Source organism: Pseudomonas brassicacearum, from assembly GCF_003732225.1.
Lineage (GTDB): Bacteria > Pseudomonadota > Gammaproteobacteria > Pseudomonadales > Pseudomonadaceae > Aquipseudomonas > Aquipseudomonas brassicacearum_E.
Window position 1 is genome coordinate 266,897 of the sequence record NZ_MOBJ01000005.1, and the last position, 21,001, is coordinate 287,897.

The window sequence follows — 21,001 nt, forward strand, 5'->3', positions numbered from 1 at the left end:
ATGTCGCATTACCCGTAGCAGCTGCCGAGCCTGCGAGGCTGCGTTCGGCTGCGAAGCAGTCGTGACATCAGGCAGCGCGTTCCTTCAGGTAAACCGCACACGCAGGATTTGCGAGGACTGCGTCCTCGAACGCAGCCTCGCAGGCTCGGCAGCTGCTACGGACCGCGTGATGGCAAGCTGTGGAAGGGGCTTTCAAACTATTTTCAATTTTCGTGTGAGGTAAACCCGAGTGACATCCGTGTAGTGGTGAAAGTGCGATTCATTCGCATCCGTAGCGTTTCTACACACAGGTCACGAGTAATGAAGTCCAGGGCAAAATCGGCGGCAGGCGGTTCGGTTAAACAGTGGTTTGGCGCTTCTGCGCTGGCCGTTTCGGCGTTGGCCTTGTTGCCGTTGAGCGTCGCTTGCGCCGCGCAGTCCAGCGAGCAACACAGCGCGCTGTTCAGCTTCAGCATCGGCGCCAAACCGTTGCCCCAGGCCTTGAGCGACTTCAGCCGGGTCACCGGCATCAGCGTGGTTTACACCGATGAAGCGCCGTACGGCCTCAGCGCACCGGCCATCAATGGCGAGATGAGCGCCGAGCAAGCCATGCAGCGCTTGTTGAGCAAGTCCGGTTTCACCTTCCGCCAGACCGACGCCCACACCCTGGCCCTTGAACCACAGCCCACCGAAGGCGCCCTGAACCTCGGGGCGACCACCATCACCTCGGCGGTTGAGCAACCGATGAGCTATCAGCCACCGTCCACCACTTCAGTGGCACGTTCCTCGGCCTCGCTTCAGGAAATCCCTCAGACCATCAACGTGATCCCGGCTCAGGTACTGCGCGATCAGGCGCCGCGTAACCTGGACGATGCGTTGGCCAATGTCAGCGGCATCACCCAAGGCAACACCTTGGGCAGTACTCAGGATTCGGTGATGACTCGCGGTTTCGGCGACAACCGCAACGGCTCGATCATGCGCGACGGCATGCCGCTGGTGCAGGGCCGTGGCCTGAACGCCTCGGTGGATCGGGTCGAAGTCCTTAAGGGACCGGCCTCGTTGCTCTACGGCATTCAGGATCCGGGCGGCGTGGTGAACATGGTCAGCAAGAAACCCGAATTGCAGCAATACAACGCCTTGACCGTGCGTGGTTCGAGCTATGGCAATGGCAAGAACGGCAGCGGCGGCAGCCTCGACAGCACCGGTGCGCTGGGCGATTCCGGCCTGGCTTATCGAATGGTGCTGGACCACGAAGACGAAGACTACTGGCGCAACTTCGGCACGCATCGCGAGACATTGATCGCCCCGTCCTTGGCCTGGTTTGGTGAGAGCACCAAGCTGCTGTTCGCCTACGAGCACCGCGAATTCCTTGCCCCGTTCGACCGTGGTACGGCCATCGACCCACGCACCAATCACCCGCTGGACATCCCGCGTGGTCGCCGTCTCGATGAGCCGTTCAACAACATGGAAGGCCGTTCGGACCTGTACCATTTCGAAGCCGATCACGAGCTCAACGACAACTGGAAAGCCCACTTCGGTTACAGCTGGAACCGCGAAACCTACGACGCCAGCCAGGTTCGGATCACCGCCATCGACCCGAAAAAAGGCACGCTGACCCGCAGCATGGACGGCACGCAGGGCGCCCTGACCACCGACCGTTTCACCACCGCCAGCCTCGAAGGCAAGGTCGATGTGGCCGGCATGCAACACGATCTGGTGTTCGGCGTGGATGACGAATACCGCAAGATTTACCGTGCCGACCTGATTCGTCAGAAGAGCCTGTTCCCGTCCTTCAGTTATCTGGACCCGGTCTACGGTCGTGAGGTGGCAGGCACCACGGTCAGCGCTGCGGATAGCGATCAGACTGATCTGCTGCGCAGCGATTCGGTCTTTTTGCAGGACTCGATCCACCTGAACGACCAGTGGATTCTGGTGGCCGGTGGACGCTTCCAGGAGTACGACCAGTACGCCGGCAAGGGCCGCCCGTTCAAGGCCAACACCGACAGTAACGGCCAGAAGTGGGTGCCGCGTGCGGGTCTGGTGTATCGCTACACCGATGAGTTGTCGTTCTACGGCAGCTACACCGAGTCCTTCAAACCGAACTCGACCATCGCGCCATTGAGCGGCAGCACGGTCGTGCTCGATGGCGGCATTGCGCCGGAAGAAGCCAAATCCTGGGAGCTGGGGGCCAAGCTCGATATCCCGGGCCGGGTGACCGGTAACATCGCGCTGTTCGACATCAAGAAACGCAACGTGCTGGTGGCCAACGCCGAGAACCCGCTGGTCACCACGTACAGCGCGGCCGGCGAAGTGCGTTCCCGTGGCCTGGAAATGGACCTGACCGGCCAGTTGAGCGACCGCTGGAGCATGATCGGCAGCTACGCCTACACCGACGCCGAGGTCACCGAAGACCCGACCTACAAAGGCAAACGACTGCAAAACGTGGCGAAAAACACCGGCTCGCTGTCGGCGGTCTATGACTTCGGCACCATCGTCGGTGGCGATCAGTTGCGGGTAGGCGCGGGCGCGCGTTATGTCGGCGAACGGGCCGGTAACGCGGTGAACGACTTCGACCTGCCGGGCTACACCGTGGCCGACGCCTTCGCCACCTACGACACCAAACTCGACGGGCAAAAGGTCAAGTTCCAGCTCAACGTGAAAAACCTCTTCGACCGCACTTACTACACCTCGGCCGTCAGCCGGTTCTTTGTGTCGATGGGCGATTCGCGTCAAGTGTCGTTGTCCAGCACCCTGGAGTTCTGATGAAAAACTTGAAGATTGCCATGTTGGCGCTGGCCTTCAGCGGCGCGGCGTTTGCCACGCCGGCACCGGACGCCCAGGTCTACCATCGCGAGCAGCAGGTCAGCTTGCCCGGCTCGGGAGACAGTTGGGGGTTTGTCGCCCTCGACCCGACGCGGCCTTATCTGTTTCTGGCCCGCCGGGAAAACGGCCTGAGCGTGTTCGATGTCGACCAGCAACGTCTGCTGAAAACCGTCGACGGTTCAGCGAGCGCCAACGGCGTGGTGTTCGTGCCGACGTTGAACCGGGTGTTTGTGCTCAACACCGACGGCAGCCTGGGCGTGGTCGAGTTATCCACACTCAAACTGCTCAAGCGAATCCCGGTGGCTCAGAGCAACCTCAACAGCGCGGTGTATGAACCGCGCACGGGTCAGGTGATCATCGTCAGCGGCCGGCGTGCCAATCGTTCGACCTTGTTCGTGTTCGATCCGAAGCAAGAGCGCATCACCGCCGCGCATGAGCTGGACGTGAAGAAAATCGACCCGTTGCTGGTCAAGGACGACGGCAGTTTCTTCCTGCCGATGCGTGATGAGGGCAAGGTCGCCCGTTTCTCGGCGAGCAGTTTTGAAGTCCTCGATACTTGGCAGTTCGAAGGCTGCTCGCGCCCCAGTGCGCTGGCACAGGATGCCGAACGCGGGCGTTTGTTCATTGCGTGCCGAGGCGAAAAACCGCAACTGGTCGTCGCCGATCTTCAGAGCGGTGCGCTGAAGGCGAGCTTGCCGATCACTCGTGACGTCAACGCCCTGGCCTATGACGCGGACAACCGGCGGTTGTTGATCCCCAGCGGGGTCGATGCCAGCCTGAGCATCGTCAAGCAACTCGATGCCGATCATTACCAGGCGCAGGCCAGCGTCAGCACCTTGCCGATGGCCTACAACATGGCCTTCGATCCGTTGAGTAAAAAGCTCTACCTGCCAGCGATGGACTTCACCCAGCCAACACCGAGCAAGGCTGAGCCCAAGCCGGATCCGCTGTTTCACGCCAACACCTTCTCGGTGACCACCCTGGCCCCGTAAATCCCTACTCGGTGACCGCCTTAACCCCGTAAACCCCTACGGGGATCGATGTGTATCCATAAGTCCCAGGAGGAGTGTTGCGTCGAGGCAGGCTTAACGCAAAAACGCCTGGCGGTATTCGCCGGGCGTGCCCTTCATGGCCTGACGAAAGCGGTTGGTGAAATGACTGGCGCTGGCAAAACCGCAGGCCAGCGCAATTTCACCAAGCGGTTGTGAAGTGCTGCGCAGCAAATGCCGCGCATGAGTCAGGCGGCGGGCCAGCAGGTATTGATGCGGAGGCAAGCCAAAGCTCTCGCGAAACATCCGCGCGAAGTGGTACTCCGACAATGCGCACAGACCGGCCAACTGCCCGAGGCTGATCGGCTCGGCCAATTGCTGGTCGATGTACTCGACCAGTTGCCGGCGTTGATGGGCGGCCAGCCCACCCTTGAGACGCAAGCCCTGGCGCAGGCCGACCTGGCTGAGCAAGGTGTGGCTGAGCATTTCATGCGCAAGGCTGCTGGTCAGCAGGCGTTCGCCGGGTTCATCCCAGTTCAATTCAATCAACTGACGGAAACGCCGGGCCTGCTGCGGGTCTTCGAGAAAGGTGCTTTCCTGCAATTGCAGCTCGCGAGGCTCACGGTCGAGCAAGGTGACGCAGCCGAGGGCAAATTGTTCGGGGCTGAAGTACAAGTGAGCCAGGCGGATTTCACCGTTGATCACCCAGGCCGACTGGTGCTCGGCGGGCAGGATGCAGAGTTTGTCCGGGCCGCCCTTGGTGCCGGGCTGCTCGCGGCGAAAGGTCCCGGTGCCTCCGGCGATGTAGCAGGAGAGGGTGTGATGACCCGGCGCTTCATAGTCCTGCGCGTCGTGATGGTTGCTCCACAGGGCTGCAGCCATGCCGTCACCGAGCTCGGCGCTGTGCTCAAGGCGAGCATTCGGCGAGCGGTTGAGGGCTTGAAAGACTTGCAGGGTTTCCAGTGCGGGCATGATCGGTTCTCTCCAACGCCTTGCATCCTACTCCGTCGCCTCGACGCTGCCAGCCTGTCGCCTGACAAAAGCGCAAGTTTATGCAAGTGCGCGGCCTGCCTCGGGCACAGACTGAAGGTCATCTTCAGGAGTTGCCGTCATGAACCTCTCGTTATACCTGCTGACCGTGCTGATCTGGGGCACCACCTGGATCGCCTTGAAACTGCAACTGGGGGTGGTGGCGATTCCGGTGTCGATTGTTTATCGCTTCGGCCTGGCATCGCTGGTGCTGTTCGTGATGTTACTGCTCAGCCGACGCCTGCAAGTGATGAACCGGCGCGGTCATCTGATCTGCCTGGCCCAAGGGTTGTGCCTGTTCTGCATCAATTTCATGTGCTTTCTCACCGCCAGCCAGTGGATCCCCAGCGGTCTGGTCGCCGTGGTGTTCTCCACCGCCACGCTGTGGAATGCGCTGAATGCGCGGGTGTTCTTCGGTCAGAAAGTGGCCCGCAATGTGCTGATGGGCGGCGCGCTGGGGTTGATCGGGCTGGGCTTGTTGTTCTGGCCGGAACTGGTCGGCCATACCGCCAGTCCGCAAACCTTGCTTGGCCTGGGTCTGGCGCTGCTCGGCACCCTGTGTTTTTCGGCTGGCAACATGCTCTCGAGCCTGCAACAGAAAGCCGGCCTCAAGCCGTTGACGACCAACGCCTGGGGCATGGCCTATGGCGCCGCGATGCTGTCGATGTACTGCCTGGTCAAAGGCATTCCCTTCGACATTGAATGGAATACTCGTTACATCGGCTCGTTGTTGTATCTGGTGATTCCGGGTTCGGTCATCGGCTTCACCGCTTACCTGACCCTGGTCGGGCGCATGGGCCCTGAACGTGCGGCGTATTGCACCGTGCTGTTCCCGGTGGTGGCGTTGAACGTGTCGGCCTTTGCCGAAGGCTACCAATGGACGGCTCCCGCATTGGCCGGGTTGGTACTGGTGATGCTGGGTAACGTGTTGGTGTTTCGCAAACCCAAGGCGCGGGTGATGGCGGGCAGTGGCAAGTTGGCGTGATCGAATAAGTTGCACTTTGTGTTGCAGGGTTCAGCCGTACGGCGTTTGTTAATGGTCAGTCTTCAGTGACAGATAAATAAGCGCCGTCATCATGTAACCGATAATGCTTCGGGTCCATGCCATGGCGTTCCACTCTGCGGAAGTATCCATGTCGAACCATTCATTGGCGATAACCTGTATGCAGAAGTAATATACGAAAATGCCGATCATCAAACCGACAATTCCGTATTTTTTTGCCTCGTGGAATTCCTTGCGTGATGCATGGAGTTTTTTGTAAAGCTGAAAGGCCCCCAATAAACAACAGGCGGTGTAGATCGTCTCCAGGGTAATGATCATCCAGTAGATTCTATGGTGCAGCATAGGGGAGGTAATGGCGCGATAGCGCAGAGCTTCGTTGGGGCGGGTCGTGTCCATGCTGAGGATATGTCCAACGAATTCGTAGTTGGAGGCGTAGTCGGTCAAGTTGCTGTAGACCACCAGCAGGCCAAATATTCCAGCCATTAAAACCAGGGCCAACTTACTGCGCCTGATCAGGCAGGCCGTGGTGAAATTTATCATGGTGCGTACTCTCCATTTCCGGTTCCTGCCATTCGCAGGGGTAGGGGCATGAGTGTATAACGCAAAAAAAAGTGTAGGGCGCCGGACTGAATTGCAAGTTGTGTCAACTTGCAGTAGAGCTGGCTGGCTTGGTAGTTGTTGTTTTTTTGGCGATGTCAACTGTCAGATGTGACAGTGGACGCGCTGGTTGGGGAGGCTTAGCGTACTCAAGTATTTTGTTTTCTGGTTGTAATACTTGATGAGGAACATAAAATGAACAGTGAGCAGCTCCAGCACATTGATAAAATCCGTAATGTTATCAAAGCGTCTGGATATTCTGGTGGTGAGGTGAATTTGGATTACCCCGCAAAACCGAATATTCCATTGGTTGATACGAATTCCGTACTTTCTTACAGTTTAATTCGAGGCGATGTCCTACCGGTGCGTTTGTCCTATAAGGGGATGAACATAGGCGATGAGATCTTGTTTTATTTCGGCGGCGCCACCCCCGGACTTGCTGATTACGAACACAGATTTACTCTGGCCGATGGTCGGGAGGCTCATCTCGATGTTCCAAAATTGTCCCCTAAAAAACTGATAAACCTGCAGGCATTCGCCGTTTATTTTGTGAACAATACGCTACCTTCGAATGTTAACTATTTTGAGGTGACCGAATAACCATTTTTATAGCCGGGATGATGCAGGCACGCCTGAGGGGGGCGTACCTGTTTCTATCAACCTTTCCACACCTGCGGATTCACCAGATCCTGCGGCCGCTCACCCAGCAGCGCGCTGCGCAGGTTGGCCAAGGCGCGGTTGGCCATGGCTTCGCGGGTTTCATGGGTGGCCGAGCCGATGTGCGGCAAGGTCACGGCGTTCTTCAGCTGGAACAGCGGCGACTCGGCCAGTGGTTCCTTCTCGTAGACATCCAGCCCGGCGCCGCGGATCCGGTTGTTCTGCAAGGCCTCGATCAGCGCCGGTTCATCGACCACCGGGCCACGGGAAATATTCACCAGAATCGCGCCGGGTTTCATCAGTGCCAGTTCGCGATGGCTGATCAGGTGCCGGGTCTTGTCGCTGAGCGGCACCACCAGGCAGACGAAGTCGGCTTCGGCCAGCAACTTATCAAGGCTGCGAAACTGTGCGCCGAGTTCCTGTTCAAGGTTGGCCTTGCGGCTGTTGCCGCTGTACAGAATCGGCATATTGAAGCCCAGACGACCGCGTCGTGCGATGGCTGCACCGATGTTGCCCATGCCGACGATGCCCAGGGTTTTGCCATGCACGTCGCAACCAAACAGCGGCGCGCCGACGGTGGCCTGCCATTGCCCGGCCTTGGTCCAGGCGTCCAGCTCGGCGACACGCCGGGCACTGCTCATCAGCAAGGCAAAGGCCAGGTCGGCGGTGCTTTCGGTCAGCACGTCCGGGGTGTTGGTGAGCATGATCCCGCGCTCGTTGAAGTAGGCCAGGTCGTAGTTGTCGTAGCCGACCGAGACGCTGGACACCACTTCGAGTTTGCTGGCGTTTTCCAGTTGTGCACGACCGAGCTTGCGACCGACGCCGATCAACCCGTGGGCGTGGGGCAGGGCTTCGTTGAACTGAGCATTGATGTCGCCCAACTTGGGATTGGGCGCGATTACATCGAAGTCTTGTTGCAGGGACTCGACCATTTCGGGCGAGACACGGCTGAAGGCAAGTACGGTCTTTTTCATCGCAGGAAGGCTCGTCAGGCGGAGGAGAATGCCGGGCACGCTAACATTCCTGGAGGGTTTTTTGCGAGGCGGAAAAGATCGCAGCCTGCGGCAGCTCCTACAGGGTGTACATCCGTAGGAGCTGCCGCAGGCTGCGATCTTTTTAATTGGCCAACCTGGCCCCATTCAACGTGCCGCTCAACTCATACGCCGTCAATTCTGCCTGATGCGCCGCCAGAATCTCCGGCAACGACCCGCGCAGGTATTCGACCCAGGTTTTGATCTTCGCATCCAGGTACTGGCGCGACGGGTAGATGGCGTACAGGTTCAGCTCTTGCGAGCGGTAGTTGGGCATGACCCGCACCAGGCTACCGTTGCGCAGACTCTCGATGGCGGCGTAGACCGGCAGCACACCGACGCCCATGCCGCTGATGATCGCGGTTTTCATCGCGTCGGCGGAGTTCACCAGAAACGGCGAGCTGTTGATGGTGACCATTTCCTGGCCTTCCGGGCCGTCGAACACCCACTTCTCCAGCGGAATCACCGGGCTGACCAGGCGCAGGCAGGCGTGATTCAGCAGGTCGCTGGGTTTCTGTGCGCAGCCGTTGGCTTTTACATAAGCAGGAGACGCGCAGACGATGCTGTAAGTGATGCCCAGCCGTTGCGAGACAAAACCCGAGTCCGGCAGTTCGCTGGCGAGCACGATCGATACGTCGTAGCCCTCGTCCAGCAAATCAGGCACGCGGTTGGCCATGGTCAGATCGAAGGTCACGTCCGGATGGGACTTGCGATAACGGGCGATCGCATCGATCACGAAGTGCTGACCGATCCCGGTCATGGTGTGCACTTTGAGTTGCCCGGCCGGGCGAGCATGGGCGTCGCTGGCCTCAGCTTCGGCTTCCTCGACATAGGCGAGAATCTGCTCGCAGCGCAGCAAATAACGTTTGCCAGCCTCGGTCAGGGCGATGCGGCGGGTGGTGCGGTTGAGCAAACGGGTTTGCAGATGGGCTTCCAGGTTGGAGACCGCGCGCGAGACGTTGGCCGTCGTGGTATCCAGCTGCACGGCAGCGGCAGTGAAGCTGCCGGCTTCGGCGACACAGCTGAAGGCACGCATGTTTTGCAAAGTGTCCATGGGGTGCTCTCGGGGGCGATGACAAATTGTGACACGAAGTTGCGGAATTCTGTGACCCCGACCAAGGGATTATCTCGTGAACGGTAACAAAGATTCACAGGATTCCCGGCTTATCGCCGCTCAGGCCCACCCCTAGAATTGCCGCCACCGCCGGAACATCAAACCTGTGGGAGCGAGCTTGCTCGCGATGGGGCCATCACAGCCAGCATTGATGTTGCCTGACCCACCGCTATCGCGAGCAAGCTCGCTCCCACAGGGGGGCGGTGTCCGTTCCCCAATATTTCGTACCTCCCCCCTAATTCCAGGAATTTGCAGCAGTGCCGCGTCGCATCAGCAGAGAGCTGAAGACTCTCAGTGTTTGGGCTTTATCGTTAGCCATCAGCGGCTGCATCGGAACCGGAGGTATTGCCCCACAGGGCAAGGCATTCGACGCCAATACATTGGCCACCGACGAGGCCATTCAAAGCGCCGCCAAGGACGCTCATTGGCCCACCGCGCAGTGGTGGCAGGCCTATGGCGATCCGCAACTCAATCACTGGGTCGACCTCGCCGTGCAAGGCAGCCCGAGCATGGCCATGGCCACCGCCCGTGTGCGTCAGGCCAAATCCATGGCCGGTGTTGCCGAGTCGGCCGAGTCGTTGCAGGTCAATGGCCAATCCACCCTCAAACGCCATAACTGGCCGACCGACCAATTCTACGGTCCGGGCGAGCTGGCCAACACCACCACCTGGGACAATAACGCCGCCCTCGGCTTCAGCTACGCTCTCGACCTGTGGGGCCGCGAAAGCAATGCCACCGAACGCGCTGTCGACATGGCGCACATGAGCGCCGCCGAAGCGCGCATGGCTCAGCTAGAATTGCAGAACAACGTGGTCCGCACCTACATCCAGTTATCGCTGCATTACGCACAGCGGGACATCGTGACCGCGACCCTCAAGCAGCAACAGCAGATTCTCGACCTCGCGCAAAAGCGTCTGGACGGTGGCATCGGCACCCATTTCGAAGTCAGCCAGGCACAAACCCCGTTGCCGGAAACCCATCGGCAACTGGATGCACTGGACGAAGAAATTGCCCTGAGCCGCAATCAACTCGCCGCATTGGCCGGCAAGGGCCCAGGGGAGGGCGCACGCTTGCAGCGTCCGACGCTGTCTTTGGGCACAGCGCTGAAACTGCCTTCGGCGTTGCCCGCGCAGTTGCTCGGCCAACGCCCGGACGTAGTTGCCAGTCGCTGGCAAGTCGCAGCCCAGGCTCGCGGGATCGATGTGGCCCACGCCGGGTTCTACCCCAACGTCGATCTGGTCGGCAGCCTCGGTTACATGGCGACCGGCGGTGGGGCGCTGGAGTTTTTGACTGGCAAGAAGCTCAACTACAACGCCGGGCCGGCGATTTCCTTGCCGATCTTCGACGGTGGGCGTTTGCGCTCGGAACTGGGTGAAGCCTCGGCGGGCTATGACATTGCCGTGGCCAAGTACAACCAGACCCTGGTCAATGCGCTCAAAAGCATCTCCGACCAGTTGATCCGCCGCGAGTCCATGGACAAGCAGCAAGCCTTCGCTGCCGAGTCGGTGGCCACCGCGCAGAAAACCTACGACATCGCGATGATCGCCTATCAGCGCGGGCTCACCGATTACCTCAACGTGCTGAATGCCCAGAGCCTGTTGTTCAAGCAGCAGCAAGTGCAACAACAGGTTCAGGCTGCGCGTTTGAGTGCCCATGCCGAACTGGTCACCGCCCTCGGTGGCGGGCTCGGCGCCGGTAACGACGTACCGAAAGAAGGCCAGACTCAGGCACCGAAAACTCCGGTCCTTCTTCAGAGCATCGTGAATTGAACACAAAACCTGTGGGAGCGAGCTTGCTCGCGAAGACGGAGTGTCAGTCAATGCAGATGTCGCCTGACACACCGCTTTCGCGAGCAAGCTCGCTCCCACAGGGATCGTGTTCTCGCCGCACAATTTTCGAACACTGAGCAGGATTTCATGACTCCCTTGCCCGCACCTTTGCGCTGGCTGTATTCCCTTGAGTGGCGCCGGGGTTTCTTCGATTGGGCACGCAGTGACGGCGTGACCTGGGTCTACATCTTCAAGGTGCTGATCGCCGCGTTCCTGACTCTTTGGTTGGCCATGCGCCTGGAACTGCCGCAACCGCGCACGGCGATGATCACCGTGTTCATCGTCATGCAGCCGCAGAGCGGTCAGGTGTTCGCCAAGAGTTTCTATCGCTTCCTTGGCACCTTGGCTGGCTCGGCGGTGATGGTCGCGCTGATTGCCTTGTTCGCACAGAACACCGAACTGTTCCTCGGTTCGCTGGCGATCTGGGTCGGCATCTGCACGGCCGGCGCGGCGCGTTATCGCAACTTCCGCGCTTACGGTTTTGTGCTCGCCGGTTACACCGCAGCGATGGTCGGCTTGCCGGCGCTGGCGCACCCGGACGGCGCGTTCATGGCGGCGGTCTGGCGGGTGCTGGAAATCTCCCTGGGGATTCTCTGCTCGACCCTGGTCAGCGCCGCGATCCTCCCGCAAACCGCCAGCGCGGCGATGCGCAACGCCTTGTATCAGCGCTTCGGGGTGTTCGCGCTGTTCGTGACCGATGGCTTGCGCGGGCGCAGCCAACGCGAGGCTTTCGAAGCTGGCAACGTGCGGTTTATCGCCGAAGCCGTGGGCCTGGAAGGTTTGCGCAGCGTCACCGTGTTCGAAGACCCGCACATGCGTCGACGCAATGGTCGGCTCAGTCGGCTGAACAGCGAGTTCATGGGCATCACCACCCGTTTCAACGCCTTGCACCAATTGATTGAACGCCTGCGCAGCAGCGGCGCCGAACAGGTGGTGGCGGCAATCAAACCGGGATTGCAGGAGCTGGCCGAAGTGCTCGATGGTTTCTCGGGTCGCGCGCTGACGCATGCCGACGCGGCGCGTCTGGCGGCGCAATTGGCCGCCTATAAAGAAGGACTGCCGGCGCGGGTGCGCAGCTTGCGGGCGAGCTTTCAGCAGAGCGAACCGAGCGACGCCGAGCAGCTGGATTTCCACACCGCGTATGAGTTGCTCTACCGCTTCGTCGATGAAGTGCACAGTTATGCACAGACCCATGCATCGCTGGCCGAGCACCGCCACGAACGCGAGCAATGGGACGAACCCTACACCCCGAAAACCAACTGGCTGGCCTCGGCTGCGGCGGGCATTCGGGCGTCGTTCATTCTGATTGTGCTGGGCAGTTACTGGGTCGCCACCGCGTGGCCAAGCGGCGCGACCATGACCTTGATCGCTGCCGCCACCGTCGGTTTGTCGGCGGCTACACCGAACCCCAAACGCATGGCGTTCCAGATGGCCTGCGGGACGTTGCTCGGGGCGCTGATCGGCTTCGTCGAGATGTTTTTCATCTTCCCGCGGATCGACGGCTTCCCACTGTTATGCGTGATGCTGGCGCCGGTGATCGTGTTCGGTTCGTTCCTCACCTCACGACCGCAGTACGCCGGTGTCGGCCTGGGTTTGCTGATCTTTTTCAGCACCGGTTCAGTGCCAGACAACCTGACCGTCTACAACCCTTACACCTTCATCAACGACTACATCGCCATGGTCATGGGCATGCTGGTGTGCGCGGCGGCGGGGGCAATCATTCTGCCGCCCAACAGTCGCTGGTTGTGGTGGCGTCTGGAGCAGGACTTGCGCGGGCAAGTGGTGTTCGCCATCAGCGGCAAACTCAAGGGGCTGGCATCGGGTTTTGAAAGCAGCACCCGCGATCTGGTGCATCAGGCGTATGGCCTGGCTGCCGGGCAGCCTCAGGTACAACGCGATTTGCTGCGCTGGATGTTCGTGGTGCTGGAAGTCGGCCACGCGATCATCGAGTTGCGCAAGGAACAGGCGATTCTCCCGGTGCACCCGGCGTATGCCGAAACCCAGCCGTGGCGTCAGGCGATCCGGGTCATGGGCCGCTCGCTGGTGCGGCTGTTTCTGCAACCGAGCCAGAGCAATCTTGAGCGCAGTCTGGTGGCGGTCGACCACGCCATCGGCCGCGTCCAGGCCACTGACGAACCGTTCGCCCCGCACTTCGACACCTCGGCACTGCGTCGGGTGAAGAGCTACCTGCATTTCATCCGCACCTCGCTGCTCGACCCGCAATCGCCGCTGGCGGCACTCGCTGCCCCGCAAGGACCTGACCATGCCTCGTGAAATCGCCTTCCACGGCGTGTACATGCCGACCATGACCCTGATGTTTTTCATCGCTGCGGCAGTGGCCTGGGCGCTCGACCGGTTTCTGTCCGGGTTTGATCTGTACCGCTTCTTCTGGCACCCGGCGCTGCTGCGCCTGAGCCTCTTCACCTGTTTGTTCGGCGCCCTTGCGCTGACTGTTTACCCTTGAGACCGATTCGATGAAAAAACTTTTCAGCCTGCTTGCGACCTTGTTGGTACTGGCCCTCGCGCTGTGGATCGGCCGGACCCTTTGGGTGCATTACATGGACACCCCGTGGACTCGCGATGGCCGGGTGCGCGCCGACATCATCAACGTCGCCGCCGACGTCACCGGCGAAGTGATCGACGTGCCGGTGCGTGATAACCAGTTGGTGAAAAAGGGCGACCTGCTGATGCAGATCGACCCCGAGCACTACCAGATCGCGGTGAAACAGGCGCAGTCGCTGGTGGCCTCACGCAAGGCCACCTGGGAGATGCGCAAGGTCAACGCGCATCGCCGAGCGGATCTCGACAACCTGGTGATCTCCAAGGAAAACCGCGACGACGCCAGCAACATCGCCGACTCGGCACTGGCCGATTACCAACAGGCCCAGGCTCAGCTGGAGGCGGCGGAGCTGAACCTCAAACGCACCAAAGTGCTGGCGGCGGTGGACGGTTACGTCACTAACCTCAATGTCCATCGCGGTGACTATGCGCGCATCGGCGAAGCGAAAATGGCCGTGGTCGACATGAACTCGTTCTGGGTCTACGGCTTCTTCGAAGAAACCAAACTGCCGCATGTGAAGGTTGGCGATCAGGCCGATATGCAACTGATGAGCGGCGAAGTGCTCAAGGGCCATGTCGAAAGTATTTCGCGTGGCATCTACGACCGCGATAACCCGGAAAGCCGCGAGCTGATCGCTGACGTGAATCCAACCTTTAACTGGGTACGTTTGGCACAACGGGTGCCGGTGCGGATTCACATTGATGAAGTGCCGGATGGGGTGCTGTTGGCGGCGGGGATTACGTGCACGGTAGTGGTCAATCGGGATGACGCAGAGTGACTTCGCAGTGGGGGCGTTGTTCTTTCCCGGTACCAATTGTAATAGGGTGTTAGTTAGGGGGTTTGGTTATTTTGTTATGTGTTAGTTTTCAGGTTGTCACCTTTGCAGGTGGCTTATATTAGTTTGTTTATAAGGGTTGGTACTTATTCGGCTCTATTTTTTAGTGTGATTATGGTTTTAAAAAGGATTTTTAAAATGACAAAGCTGATAGATATCAGGATGGATAACTTTATCAACGGTATTAAAAAAGGTGTGCCGGTGACGCTCGGATTTACCCTTGAAACGGATGGCGCACCACCTCCTGTCGGATCACGTCTGGAGTTTCGGGCGTACAAGGACGTGACCCTGCTGCACGCTTCGATGCCAGTCAACGGGGCGCAGATGTTTTTTAGACCGGGTTACTATGACTCCAGCATGATAACGATTACTGATGTGCAAACTCAGGGATGGAACCCTAAACGCACACTGACTTTAATTTCCGAAAGAGATTTAGGGCCTTCATCAGTTGCCGAGTTGTGCGCAATTATTTATTACCAGCCGGCCCATATGGTGGATCTCTATTGCGCTGTTCTGGCAACAGGTATTGAAGAGCAAAATATCCAGGTGCGCCAGACGTTTAATGGTGCATGGCAGGATCAGGCCACTAAAGGCTGGGTATACAGTTATGAGCTCATTCTAAGATCCACCCGGCACTCGATTGCGCAGTGGAAAATTTCGACCGCAGGATTACCACAGGGCACGAAAATTTACGCCAATCCCTGGCTCGACATAACCCATGACGGCACAGAAGGGATTATCGAGTTGCGCACGCCTGAGGGGGACAAGTACCTGTTGGAGCCAGACACAGACCTGCCTGTTTCCGTTCAACTGCTTTACCCGGTCGAGTCGGGTCAGGACCCGTCATTCCAGAACGTTCCTAATCTGGTTGCCTACCCGCTCTGACAGGGCAGGGTGTTGATAACACCAGACTGCCTCATACGGTGGTGAAGCAGGATCGCGAGGAATAACCCCCTCACCACAAAAACTCGTAGCAGCTGCCGAGCCCGCGAGGCTGCGTTCGGCTGCGCAGCAGTCGTAAAATCAGGCCGCGCGTTCTTCCAGGTAAACCGTGTATGCAGGGTTTGCGAGGACTGCGTCCTCGAACGCAGCCTCGCGGGCTCGACAGCTGCTACGGGCGCTGTTACTCCGGTGGGTCGAGATGATCCAGTGCGCGATTAACCGCCAACTCGGCCAGAGAAATCATCTGCTGAATCGCCAGTGCGGTATTGCGTTTCGGACCCTCAAGCTCAAACGCCAGATCGCTGGCCATGACATTCACCGAGGCGAGCGTCTCGCAGGCGTGCGCCAGCAGGGTTTCGCTGTCGACGTCGGGAGCAATGACGAAAATGCAGCCGGGACGTCGGTCGGCCAACATTGCCTTGGTCTCGGGCAGTACCAGGTAATGATCGAGCGCACGGTGCGCGGCGGCGTGGAGTTCTTTTGAATCGAGGGAGGCGTAGGGGGAGGTGCTGTCGGTTTCAGTGGGATTGGGGGTAGCGTTAGACATGGTGATGCTCCAATAGGTTAAGTCACTCCTATGAGATATCCGGGCTACCACACCCGATCGCTGATTGGCAGCGACCCGAAAAGGTTATCCGTCCTCCATCACCCAGCGCAACCGTCAAAACGTGTCGGAACCGTCCTCGGAAGCGTGGGGCATTGTCCTTCAAAAACCTACGCGACATAAACGTTCTTTTTTTCAAGATCAAAGGATCGCAGCCTGCGGCAGCTCCTACGGGGTGCCGGGCGCACACCGGTTTGTGTAGGAGCTGCCGAAGGCTGCGATCTGTTTTCTTGTTCAGGCTTGGCAATACGTCTCATGCAAATGCCGCCACAGCAACGCGCCTGACGGCAGTTTTTCAATCACCGCCGTCGCGCGCCGATCGTTCAGCACGCCGCTGGCATCGGATTGCAATTCGCGGTAGCTGACGGTGGCGCCGCCTGCGTGTTGATCAATCCCGCGCAGTTCGCTCAGGCCGATTCGCAAGCCAGGGCGGGTGCCGCCGAGTTTATCGAACAGCTCACTCAAGCCCGGATAATCCAGCGCGTTGCCGCCAGGCACGATCATAGAAAACTGCGGCGAGAAACGCGCCAGCAGCTGCGTCAATACGCCTTTATCGGCCGTGCCGGAAAACCATTGCTCGATGTCGACGAGGGTCTGGGTCACTTCGTTGAAGTAGGGGGTGTAATCGGTCATGTTCGTTCCTTGAAATATCGTCGTTGTTTCTATTGATTAAAGGTGCCCTGTCAGGCCGAACCGCTTCATCAATCCGCTTTCCAGCAACCCCTTGGGCAGCAACCCCGCCAGCAGCGGCAACGCCCGGCTGCCATTGCCCAGCCGCAGTAAACGCGGTGGTTTGCTCTGCTGCACGGCTTTGAGCAGGTCGTCGGCAAACGTGCTCGCCGGGGTCGGGTTGTCCTGAGAGGCCTTGGCCCGAGCGCGAATGCCTTCGCGCAACGGCCACCAGGGTGATTGTTCGGTGATCAGTTGTTCGGCTTCAACGCCGGCATTCTTGGCGAAACTGGAGGCGATGGCGCCGGGCTGGACTTCCATCACCCGGATGCCGAACGGCGCCAGTTCCATGCGCAGCGCGTCGCTCAAGGCATGCACCGCGGCTTTCGAGGCGCAGTAGGCGCCGGCGAACGGCGTGACCAAAACCCCGGAGACACTGCCGATGTTAATCACTAACCCTTTGGCGCGCCGCAGCACCGGGAACAATGCACGGGTGACGCCGACGATGGCGAACACGTTGGTTTCAAACTGGCGCTGCATCGCCGCGACACCGCCGTCGAGCAGCGGCCCCATGGCACCGTAACCGGCATTGTTGATCAGCACATCGAGGCCGCCGCGTTGCTGGTTGATCCGTTCGCTCAGCTGTTCAAGTGCCGCGCCGTCATTGACATCCAGTTGCACGGCGGTAAAACCGGCGTCAGCCAGAACCGCCACGTCTTCAGGCTTGCGGGCGCTGGCCCAGACTTCATAGCCGGCACCTTTGAAGGCGTCAGCCAAAGCGCGGCCGATACCGCTGGAACAACCGGTGATTAACGCGATGGGCATGGCGCGGTCCTTGTGCAATAAGAGGGGGAAGGTGAGGGATCAGTCAGAGAAACTACCCTGCAAACGCTCGGCGCGAAACTCCAGGGTTTGCGGGCGATAGCCGGGACGTAGCGGTGGCATCGGCAAACAGTCTTCCCAATCGGCGCCAGCCTGCAATTCGCCGGGGCCACGGTAGCGCGGCGCGGCGTATTGATTGTCGGCCAGATTGACCGTATCGCCCGGCGCGTAGGCGGCGATCCGCCAGCGCAACTCGGTGAGCGGCACGTCGTTGCCGTTGTTCAGCTTCAGCAGCAGCGGGCGATCGGCCGGGCAGTGTTCCGGTGCGTAGGTGATGCGCAATTCCAGCCGCGCCAGTTGCTTGGCCTCGCGGTTGTCCAGCCAGACCACCCAGACGGCCACTAACGCCAACCCGATGGCCGCCGCCAGCGAGACCGGCAAGGCTTTGGCCGGATAGCGCAGTAACAGGACCAGCCAGGTAATGACCAGCAGGACGCCGATGAACATGAAGCGAAACCTCGGGCAGGGGAGAGGGTCATCCTACCTAAGCGTAGATGGGGTTGGCGATGGGCGGGTTTGGTGAGGCCATCCGATACCCGTAATGCTGCCAAGATAACCAGAGGTTTGGTGGGCCAACACCTCGCAGCGCCCGTCTTGCGACAGACTCCACTCAGCGTGTGCCTTAACCGAGTCAGATAGCCAGTGTGCCCAAGCGCAACCGGCTAATGACGCCTATACAGTGCGTGAATCCGAATGTTTATTGGGCAGGGTAGACAACCAAGGGAGCTGATTTCTCACCCTCTTTATCATTGTTTGGGCTTCTCATAAAACAGGTGAGAGTGTATTGCCCTGCTATATAGTTTATTGGGACTTGGCCCCTGCCGTCATAATCGATAGGACCAACGCCGAATGGTACGCCAAAATAGTTAAAATAGAAAATTTCAACTCTCATTGGGATTTCAGTATTCCTGGCTGAGGTCACAAATACATTGTAGTAACCTAATTCATGCGCAATGAATTTATCTCTATCAGGCGTCATTGACTTAATAGTGCGGGGGTGGTTGGTTAAAGAGAATGGGGCGATAAACTGATGGGTTGGTGTGTTTTCAAAAATAAATTTTAGTGAAAAATTTGCATCCTTGTCGTCACAGTCCAATAGCCACTCTGAGGTACTGCTCATTGACATCCAAGTGCCGAAATCGGGAGAAAGTTTTCCAATAGAACTGGCACCTTCCAGTTCGATTTTTACTCGTGCTCCTGTATAGGGAGTATCGCCATCGCCTTCCAGTAGCCGGATTGAGTGACGTCCATTTCTCGCTGCGTCAACTGTAACGCCAGGTTCAATTAGTTGGTTGCAAAATTTAAGCATCACATACGGAATCGAATTTATAGGCGATGTGGTTATTCGGGAATTCATTCCAACTAGTTGTGGTAAAAATGTTACGGCGAAAGTGCCTGGAGAGTTTTTGGTTGCTGTAATACTCCACGAACTAGCCGTCGTACTGCTGTCAAAAGGTGGTGTGACAGTAAAGTCATTCTTGGTTACACCTGTTCCGGTGTGCCATTCCAGTTCGAGGGGAATACCAGTAATTCCAGTCTTCGAAAGAAGTGAAAGGGTGGAAGGTTTTCCCGCAAATACGGAGCTTTTTTCAGAGAAAATATCCCCATCAAGTAGAGGTGTCACCTCATCCGCCAGGTTGGTCGACAGCAGTTTGCTGACGGTCAGCGCAATCGGCGCGGTCATGCCCTTGCCCGTAAGGCTCAGCTGGAAGGTGCCGCTTTTGGTTGAGCCGGTCACGGCCCAGCTGTGAGTTGTGTTATCTAGGCCGAATATCGGGTTACTCCCCACGTTGGCCACATCCAGCCCACTCTTGATCGCGCAGGTCAGCGTCACCGGATAGCCGGCCAGCGGACTGTTGGCCTTGGGCGTCAGCATGACGGTCTGGGCCTGTCCCCGGAGGAAAAAGTTACCATCGGCGGGAACCAGCGCGCCGCCGATCTTGACGTCGGCCTCATCATTCAGGTTGGTCGACAGCAGTTTGCTGGCGTTCAGCACTATCGGCGTGGTCATGTCCTTGCCCGTAAGGCTCAGCTGGAAGGTGCCGCTTTTGGTCGAGCCGGTTACATCCCAGCTGTGAGTTGTTTTTTCTGCGTCGAATGCCGGGACACTCACCACGTTGGCCGCTACCAGCCCACTCTTGATCGCGCAGGTCAGCGTCACCGGATAGCCGGCCAGCGGACTGTTGGCCTTGGGCGTCAGCTTGACGGTCTGGGCCTGTCCCCGGAGGAAAAAGTTACCCTCGGGGGGAACCGGCTTTGTGTCAATCGTGACGTCGGCCTCATCATTCAGGTTGGTCGACAGCAGTTTGCTGACGGTCAGCGCAATCGGCGCGGTCATACCCTTGCCCGTAAGGCTCAGCTGGAAGGTGCCGCTTTTGGTTGAGCCGGTCACGGCCCAGCTGTTAGTTGTGTTATCTAGGCCGAATATCGGGTTACTCCCCACGTTGGCCACATCCAGCCCACTCTTGATCGCGCAGGTCAGCGTCACCGGATAGCCATCCAACGGGCTGCCGGGTTTTGCTGTCAATTTCAGCGTACGTGGTATTCCACGAAGAAAAAAGTCATCGTTCCCCTCAAGGATGGCCGTTGCCTCATCATTCAGATTTTTGGAGAGCACCCGACAAGGCAAGGGAAAGACTTCATCGGTTTCCGTGAACTTGAATTGCAAATCAAAGAATCCGCTTTGACTGCCGCCGATAATGGTCCACTTCACCGAGCCGTTTTCGGGGATGTCCTGGGTATTGGATTCGCCCAGCGGAGGGGTGTAGGTGATGCCCAGGTTTGGATTAATGTCGCCAGCAATCAGGGCCACCTTCATTTCAGGCAACGGCCCGCCTGACTTGGGTTTCAGCTCCAGCACATGAGTGCCCGCACGAAAAAACACCAGGTCTGGTTTACTCAGATCATCGATGGTCTCGCCATTGAGCGTGATCGATTCAAATGCGTCCGAGGTGAGTTTCGACATCACCCGACTGGTGAGGGTCAGCGCCGTGGTGACACCTGCGCAGCCAAGCTTCAACGCAAAAGAACCGCTGACCTTACCCCCCGTGACGTTCCAGCTCAAAGTCAGGCCTTGCGGTACGTCGGTAAGTTGTCGAAGCGCTGGCACGTAGACCATCCCGACCGGAGCGTCGGTGTCTTCAAGCAACACGGCTAACCCTTGCATCCCGGGCTCGAAAGTCAACTTGAATTCGGCCAGCTCTTCGCGAAAAAAAATTGCCCCGACCTCAGAGACCGGTCTGCCTCGTACTTCAATTCGGGTGATTTCCTGCACCAGTGTTCTCGAGATCACCCGACTCTCGAGAGTCAACGGCACAGATGTGTTGGCACAGACTGCACGCAGTGTGAAAAGACCACTGTTGTTGGCGCCGGTGACACTCCATCTCAGTTGCAACCCTTCCGGTACCGGAAGGGGTTGTTTAAGCAAGGGGGCGTAAGTCATGCCCAGACCCGCAGGC

General features: G+C 58.7%; 18 protein-coding genes. 9 read left to right on the top strand and 9 right to left on the bottom strand.

Annotated features, from left to right (window positions below):
* Positions 1-300: 300 nt before the first annotated feature.
* Complete coding sequence (locus BK659_RS06810) at positions 301-2,742, top strand: TonB-dependent siderophore receptor (RefSeq protein ID WP_123424326.1); 2,442 nt, start codon at positions 301-303, stop codon at positions 2,740-2,742.
* Entirely contained in the window at positions 2,742-3,794 is a 1,053-nt protein-coding gene (locus tag BK659_RS06815; protein WP_123424327.1) for a WD40 repeat domain-containing protein, read from the top strand. The genes BK659_RS06810 and BK659_RS06815 overlap by 1 nt, the downstream gene beginning before the upstream one ends.
* A 93-nt stretch (positions 3,795-3,887) precedes the next feature.
* Here BK659_RS06815 and BK659_RS06820 read toward each other — a convergent pair whose 3' ends face one another.
* Positions 3,888-4,763 carry a helix-turn-helix domain-containing protein gene (locus tag BK659_RS06820; RefSeq protein WP_123424328.1) on the bottom strand — a complete coding sequence of 292 codons (876 nt, stop codon included), beginning with the start codon at positions 4,761-4,763 and terminating at the stop codon, positions 3,888-3,890.
* 139 nt (positions 4,764-4,902) lie between these two features.
* On the opposite strand from BK659_RS06820, the gene BK659_RS06825 reads away from it, so the two are divergent.
* Positions 4,903-5,805, top strand: coding sequence for a DMT family transporter (locus BK659_RS06825; RefSeq protein ID WP_123424329.1), 903 nt, complete (start codon positions 4,903-4,905; stop codon positions 5,803-5,805).
* 48 nt (positions 5,806-5,853) lie between these two features.
* Here BK659_RS06825 and BK659_RS06830 read toward each other — a convergent pair whose 3' ends face one another.
* Positions 5,854-6,363, bottom strand: coding sequence for a DUF2165 family protein (locus BK659_RS06830; protein WP_123424330.1), 510 nt, complete (start codon positions 6,361-6,363; stop codon positions 5,854-5,856).
* A gap of 252 nt (positions 6,364-6,615) precedes the next feature.
* On the opposite strand from BK659_RS06830, the gene BK659_RS06835 reads away from it, so the two are divergent.
* Positions 6,616-7,020, top strand: a complete 405-nt coding sequence (locus BK659_RS06835; protein WP_123424331.1) for a hypothetical protein — start codon at positions 6,616-6,618, stop codon at positions 7,018-7,020.
* A 56-nt stretch (positions 7,021-7,076) separates the two neighbouring features.
* Here BK659_RS06835 and BK659_RS06840 read toward each other — a convergent pair whose 3' ends face one another.
* Both BK659_RS06840 and BK659_RS06845 read right to left on the bottom strand, forming a co-directional pair.
* Positions 7,077-8,051, bottom strand: a complete 975-nt coding sequence (locus BK659_RS06840) for a 2-hydroxyacid dehydrogenase (protein WP_123424332.1) — start codon at positions 8,049-8,051, stop codon at positions 7,077-7,079.
* A 142-nt stretch (positions 8,052-8,193) separates the two neighbouring features.
* Positions 8,194-9,162, bottom strand: coding sequence for a LysR family transcriptional regulator (locus BK659_RS06845; RefSeq protein WP_123424333.1), 969 nt, complete (start codon positions 9,160-9,162; stop codon positions 8,194-8,196).
* A 317-nt stretch (positions 9,163-9,479) separates the two neighbouring features.
* Here BK659_RS06845 and BK659_RS06850 point away from each other — a divergent pair, with 317 nt between their 5' ends.
* From BK659_RS06850 to BK659_RS06875, 5 genes are all read left to right on the top strand, one after another.
* Positions 9,480-10,991 carry an efflux transporter outer membrane subunit gene (locus tag BK659_RS06850; protein WP_123424334.1) on the top strand — a complete coding sequence of 504 codons (1,512 nt, stop codon included), beginning with the start codon at positions 9,480-9,482 and terminating at the stop codon, positions 10,989-10,991.
* Between the two features lie 147 nt (positions 10,992-11,138).
* Entirely contained in the window at positions 11,139-13,325 is a 2,187-nt protein-coding gene (locus BK659_RS06860; protein WP_123424335.1) for an FUSC family protein, read from the top strand.
* A complete protein-coding gene (locus BK659_RS06865) occupies positions 13,315-13,515 on the top strand; it encodes a DUF1656 domain-containing protein (protein WP_019691945.1) in 201 nt (66 codons plus the stop codon). Before BK659_RS06860 ends, BK659_RS06865 begins: the two co-directional genes overlap by 11 nt.
* A gap of 10 nt (positions 13,516-13,525) precedes the next feature.
* Positions 13,526-14,389: an efflux RND transporter periplasmic adaptor subunit gene (locus BK659_RS06870; RefSeq protein ID WP_123424336.1), complete on the top strand. Its 864-nt coding sequence runs from the start codon at positions 13,526-13,528 to the stop codon at positions 14,387-14,389.
* A 195-nt stretch (positions 14,390-14,584) separates the two neighbouring features.
* Complete coding sequence (locus BK659_RS06875) at positions 14,585-15,331, top strand: hypothetical protein (RefSeq protein WP_123424337.1); 747 nt, start codon at positions 14,585-14,587, stop codon at positions 15,329-15,331.
* Positions 15,332-15,569: 238 nt separating this feature from the next.
* Here the strand turns inward: BK659_RS06875 and BK659_RS06880 are convergent, their stop codons facing one another.
* From BK659_RS06880 to BK659_RS06900, 5 genes are all read right to left on the bottom strand, one after another.
* Positions 15,570-15,935 (bottom strand): DUF6124 family protein, encoded by a 366-nt coding sequence (locus BK659_RS06880; RefSeq protein ID WP_123424338.1) that lies wholly within the window; start codon positions 15,933-15,935, stop codon positions 15,570-15,572.
* 291 nt (positions 15,936-16,226) lie between these two features.
* Positions 16,227-16,625 carry a DUF4440 domain-containing protein gene (locus BK659_RS06885; RefSeq protein WP_123424339.1) on the bottom strand — a complete coding sequence of 133 codons (399 nt, stop codon included), beginning with the start codon at positions 16,623-16,625 and terminating at the stop codon, positions 16,227-16,229.
* Positions 16,626-16,661: 36 nt separating this feature from the next.
* A complete protein-coding gene (locus tag BK659_RS06890; RefSeq protein ID WP_123424340.1) occupies positions 16,662-17,486 on the bottom strand; it encodes an SDR family oxidoreductase in 825 nt (274 codons plus the stop codon).
* Between the two features lie 39 nt (positions 17,487-17,525).
* Positions 17,526-17,990 (bottom strand): multidrug transporter, encoded by a 465-nt coding sequence (locus tag BK659_RS06895; RefSeq protein WP_123424341.1) that lies wholly within the window; start codon positions 17,988-17,990, stop codon positions 17,526-17,528.
* Between the two features lie 250 nt (positions 17,991-18,240).
* A complete protein-coding gene (locus BK659_RS06900; protein ID WP_123424342.1) occupies positions 18,241-20,985 on the bottom strand; it encodes a hypothetical protein in 2,745 nt (914 codons plus the stop codon).
* Positions 20,986-21,001 lie beyond the last annotated feature (16 nt).

Bases quoted from the DNA above. Each gene is read 5' to 3' on its own strand.
- BK659_RS06810 (WP_123424326.1), top strand. From the start codon at position 301: ATGAAGTCCAGGGCAAAATCGGCGGCAGGCGGTTCGGTTAAACAGTGG.
- BK659_RS06820 (WP_123424328.1), bottom strand. From the start codon at position 4,763: ATGCCCGCACTGGAAACCCTGCAAGTCTTTCAAGCCCTCAACCGCTCG.
- BK659_RS06900 (WP_123424342.1), bottom strand. From the start codon at position 20,985: ATGACTTACGCCCCCTTGCTTAAACAACCCCTTCCGGTACCGGAAGGG.
- BK659_RS06825 (WP_123424329.1), top strand. From the start codon at position 4,903: ATGAACCTCTCGTTATACCTGCTGACCGTGCTGATCTGGGGCACCACC.
- BK659_RS06890 (WP_123424340.1), bottom strand. From the start codon at position 17,486: ATGCCCATCGCGTTAATCACCGGTTGTTCCAGCGGTATCGGCCGCGCT.
- BK659_RS06865 (WP_019691945.1), top strand. From the start codon at position 13,315: ATGCCTCGTGAAATCGCCTTCCACGGCGTGTACATGCCGACCATGACC.
- BK659_RS06830 (WP_123424330.1), bottom strand. From the start codon at position 6,363: ATGATAAATTTCACCACGGCCTGCCTGATCAGGCGCAGTAAGTTGGCC.
- BK659_RS06840 (WP_123424332.1), bottom strand. From the start codon at position 8,051: ATGAAAAAGACCGTACTTGCCTTCAGCCGTGTCTCGCCCGAAATGGTC.
- BK659_RS06870 (WP_123424336.1), top strand. From the start codon at position 13,526: ATGAAAAAACTTTTCAGCCTGCTTGCGACCTTGTTGGTACTGGCCCTC.
- BK659_RS06835 (WP_123424331.1), top strand. From the start codon at position 6,616: ATGAACAGTGAGCAGCTCCAGCACATTGATAAAATCCGTAATGTTATC.
- BK659_RS06895 (WP_123424341.1), bottom strand. From the start codon at position 17,990: ATGTTCATCGGCGTCCTGCTGGTCATTACCTGGCTGGTCCTGTTACTG.
- BK659_RS06880 (WP_123424338.1), bottom strand. From the start codon at position 15,935: ATGTCTAACGCTACCCCCAATCCCACTGAAACCGACAGCACCTCCCCC.
- BK659_RS06875 (WP_123424337.1), top strand. From the start codon at position 14,585: ATGACAAAGCTGATAGATATCAGGATGGATAACTTTATCAACGGTATT.
- BK659_RS06815 (WP_123424327.1), top strand. From the start codon at position 2,742: ATGAAAAACTTGAAGATTGCCATGTTGGCGCTGGCCTTCAGCGGCGCG.
- BK659_RS06845 (WP_123424333.1), bottom strand. From the start codon at position 9,162: ATGGACACTTTGCAAAACATGCGTGCCTTCAGCTGTGTCGCCGAAGCC.
- BK659_RS06860 (WP_123424335.1), top strand. From the start codon at position 11,139: ATGACTCCCTTGCCCGCACCTTTGCGCTGGCTGTATTCCCTTGAGTGG.
- BK659_RS06885 (WP_123424339.1), bottom strand. From the start codon at position 16,625: ATGACCGATTACACCCCCTACTTCAACGAAGTGACCCAGACCCTCGTC.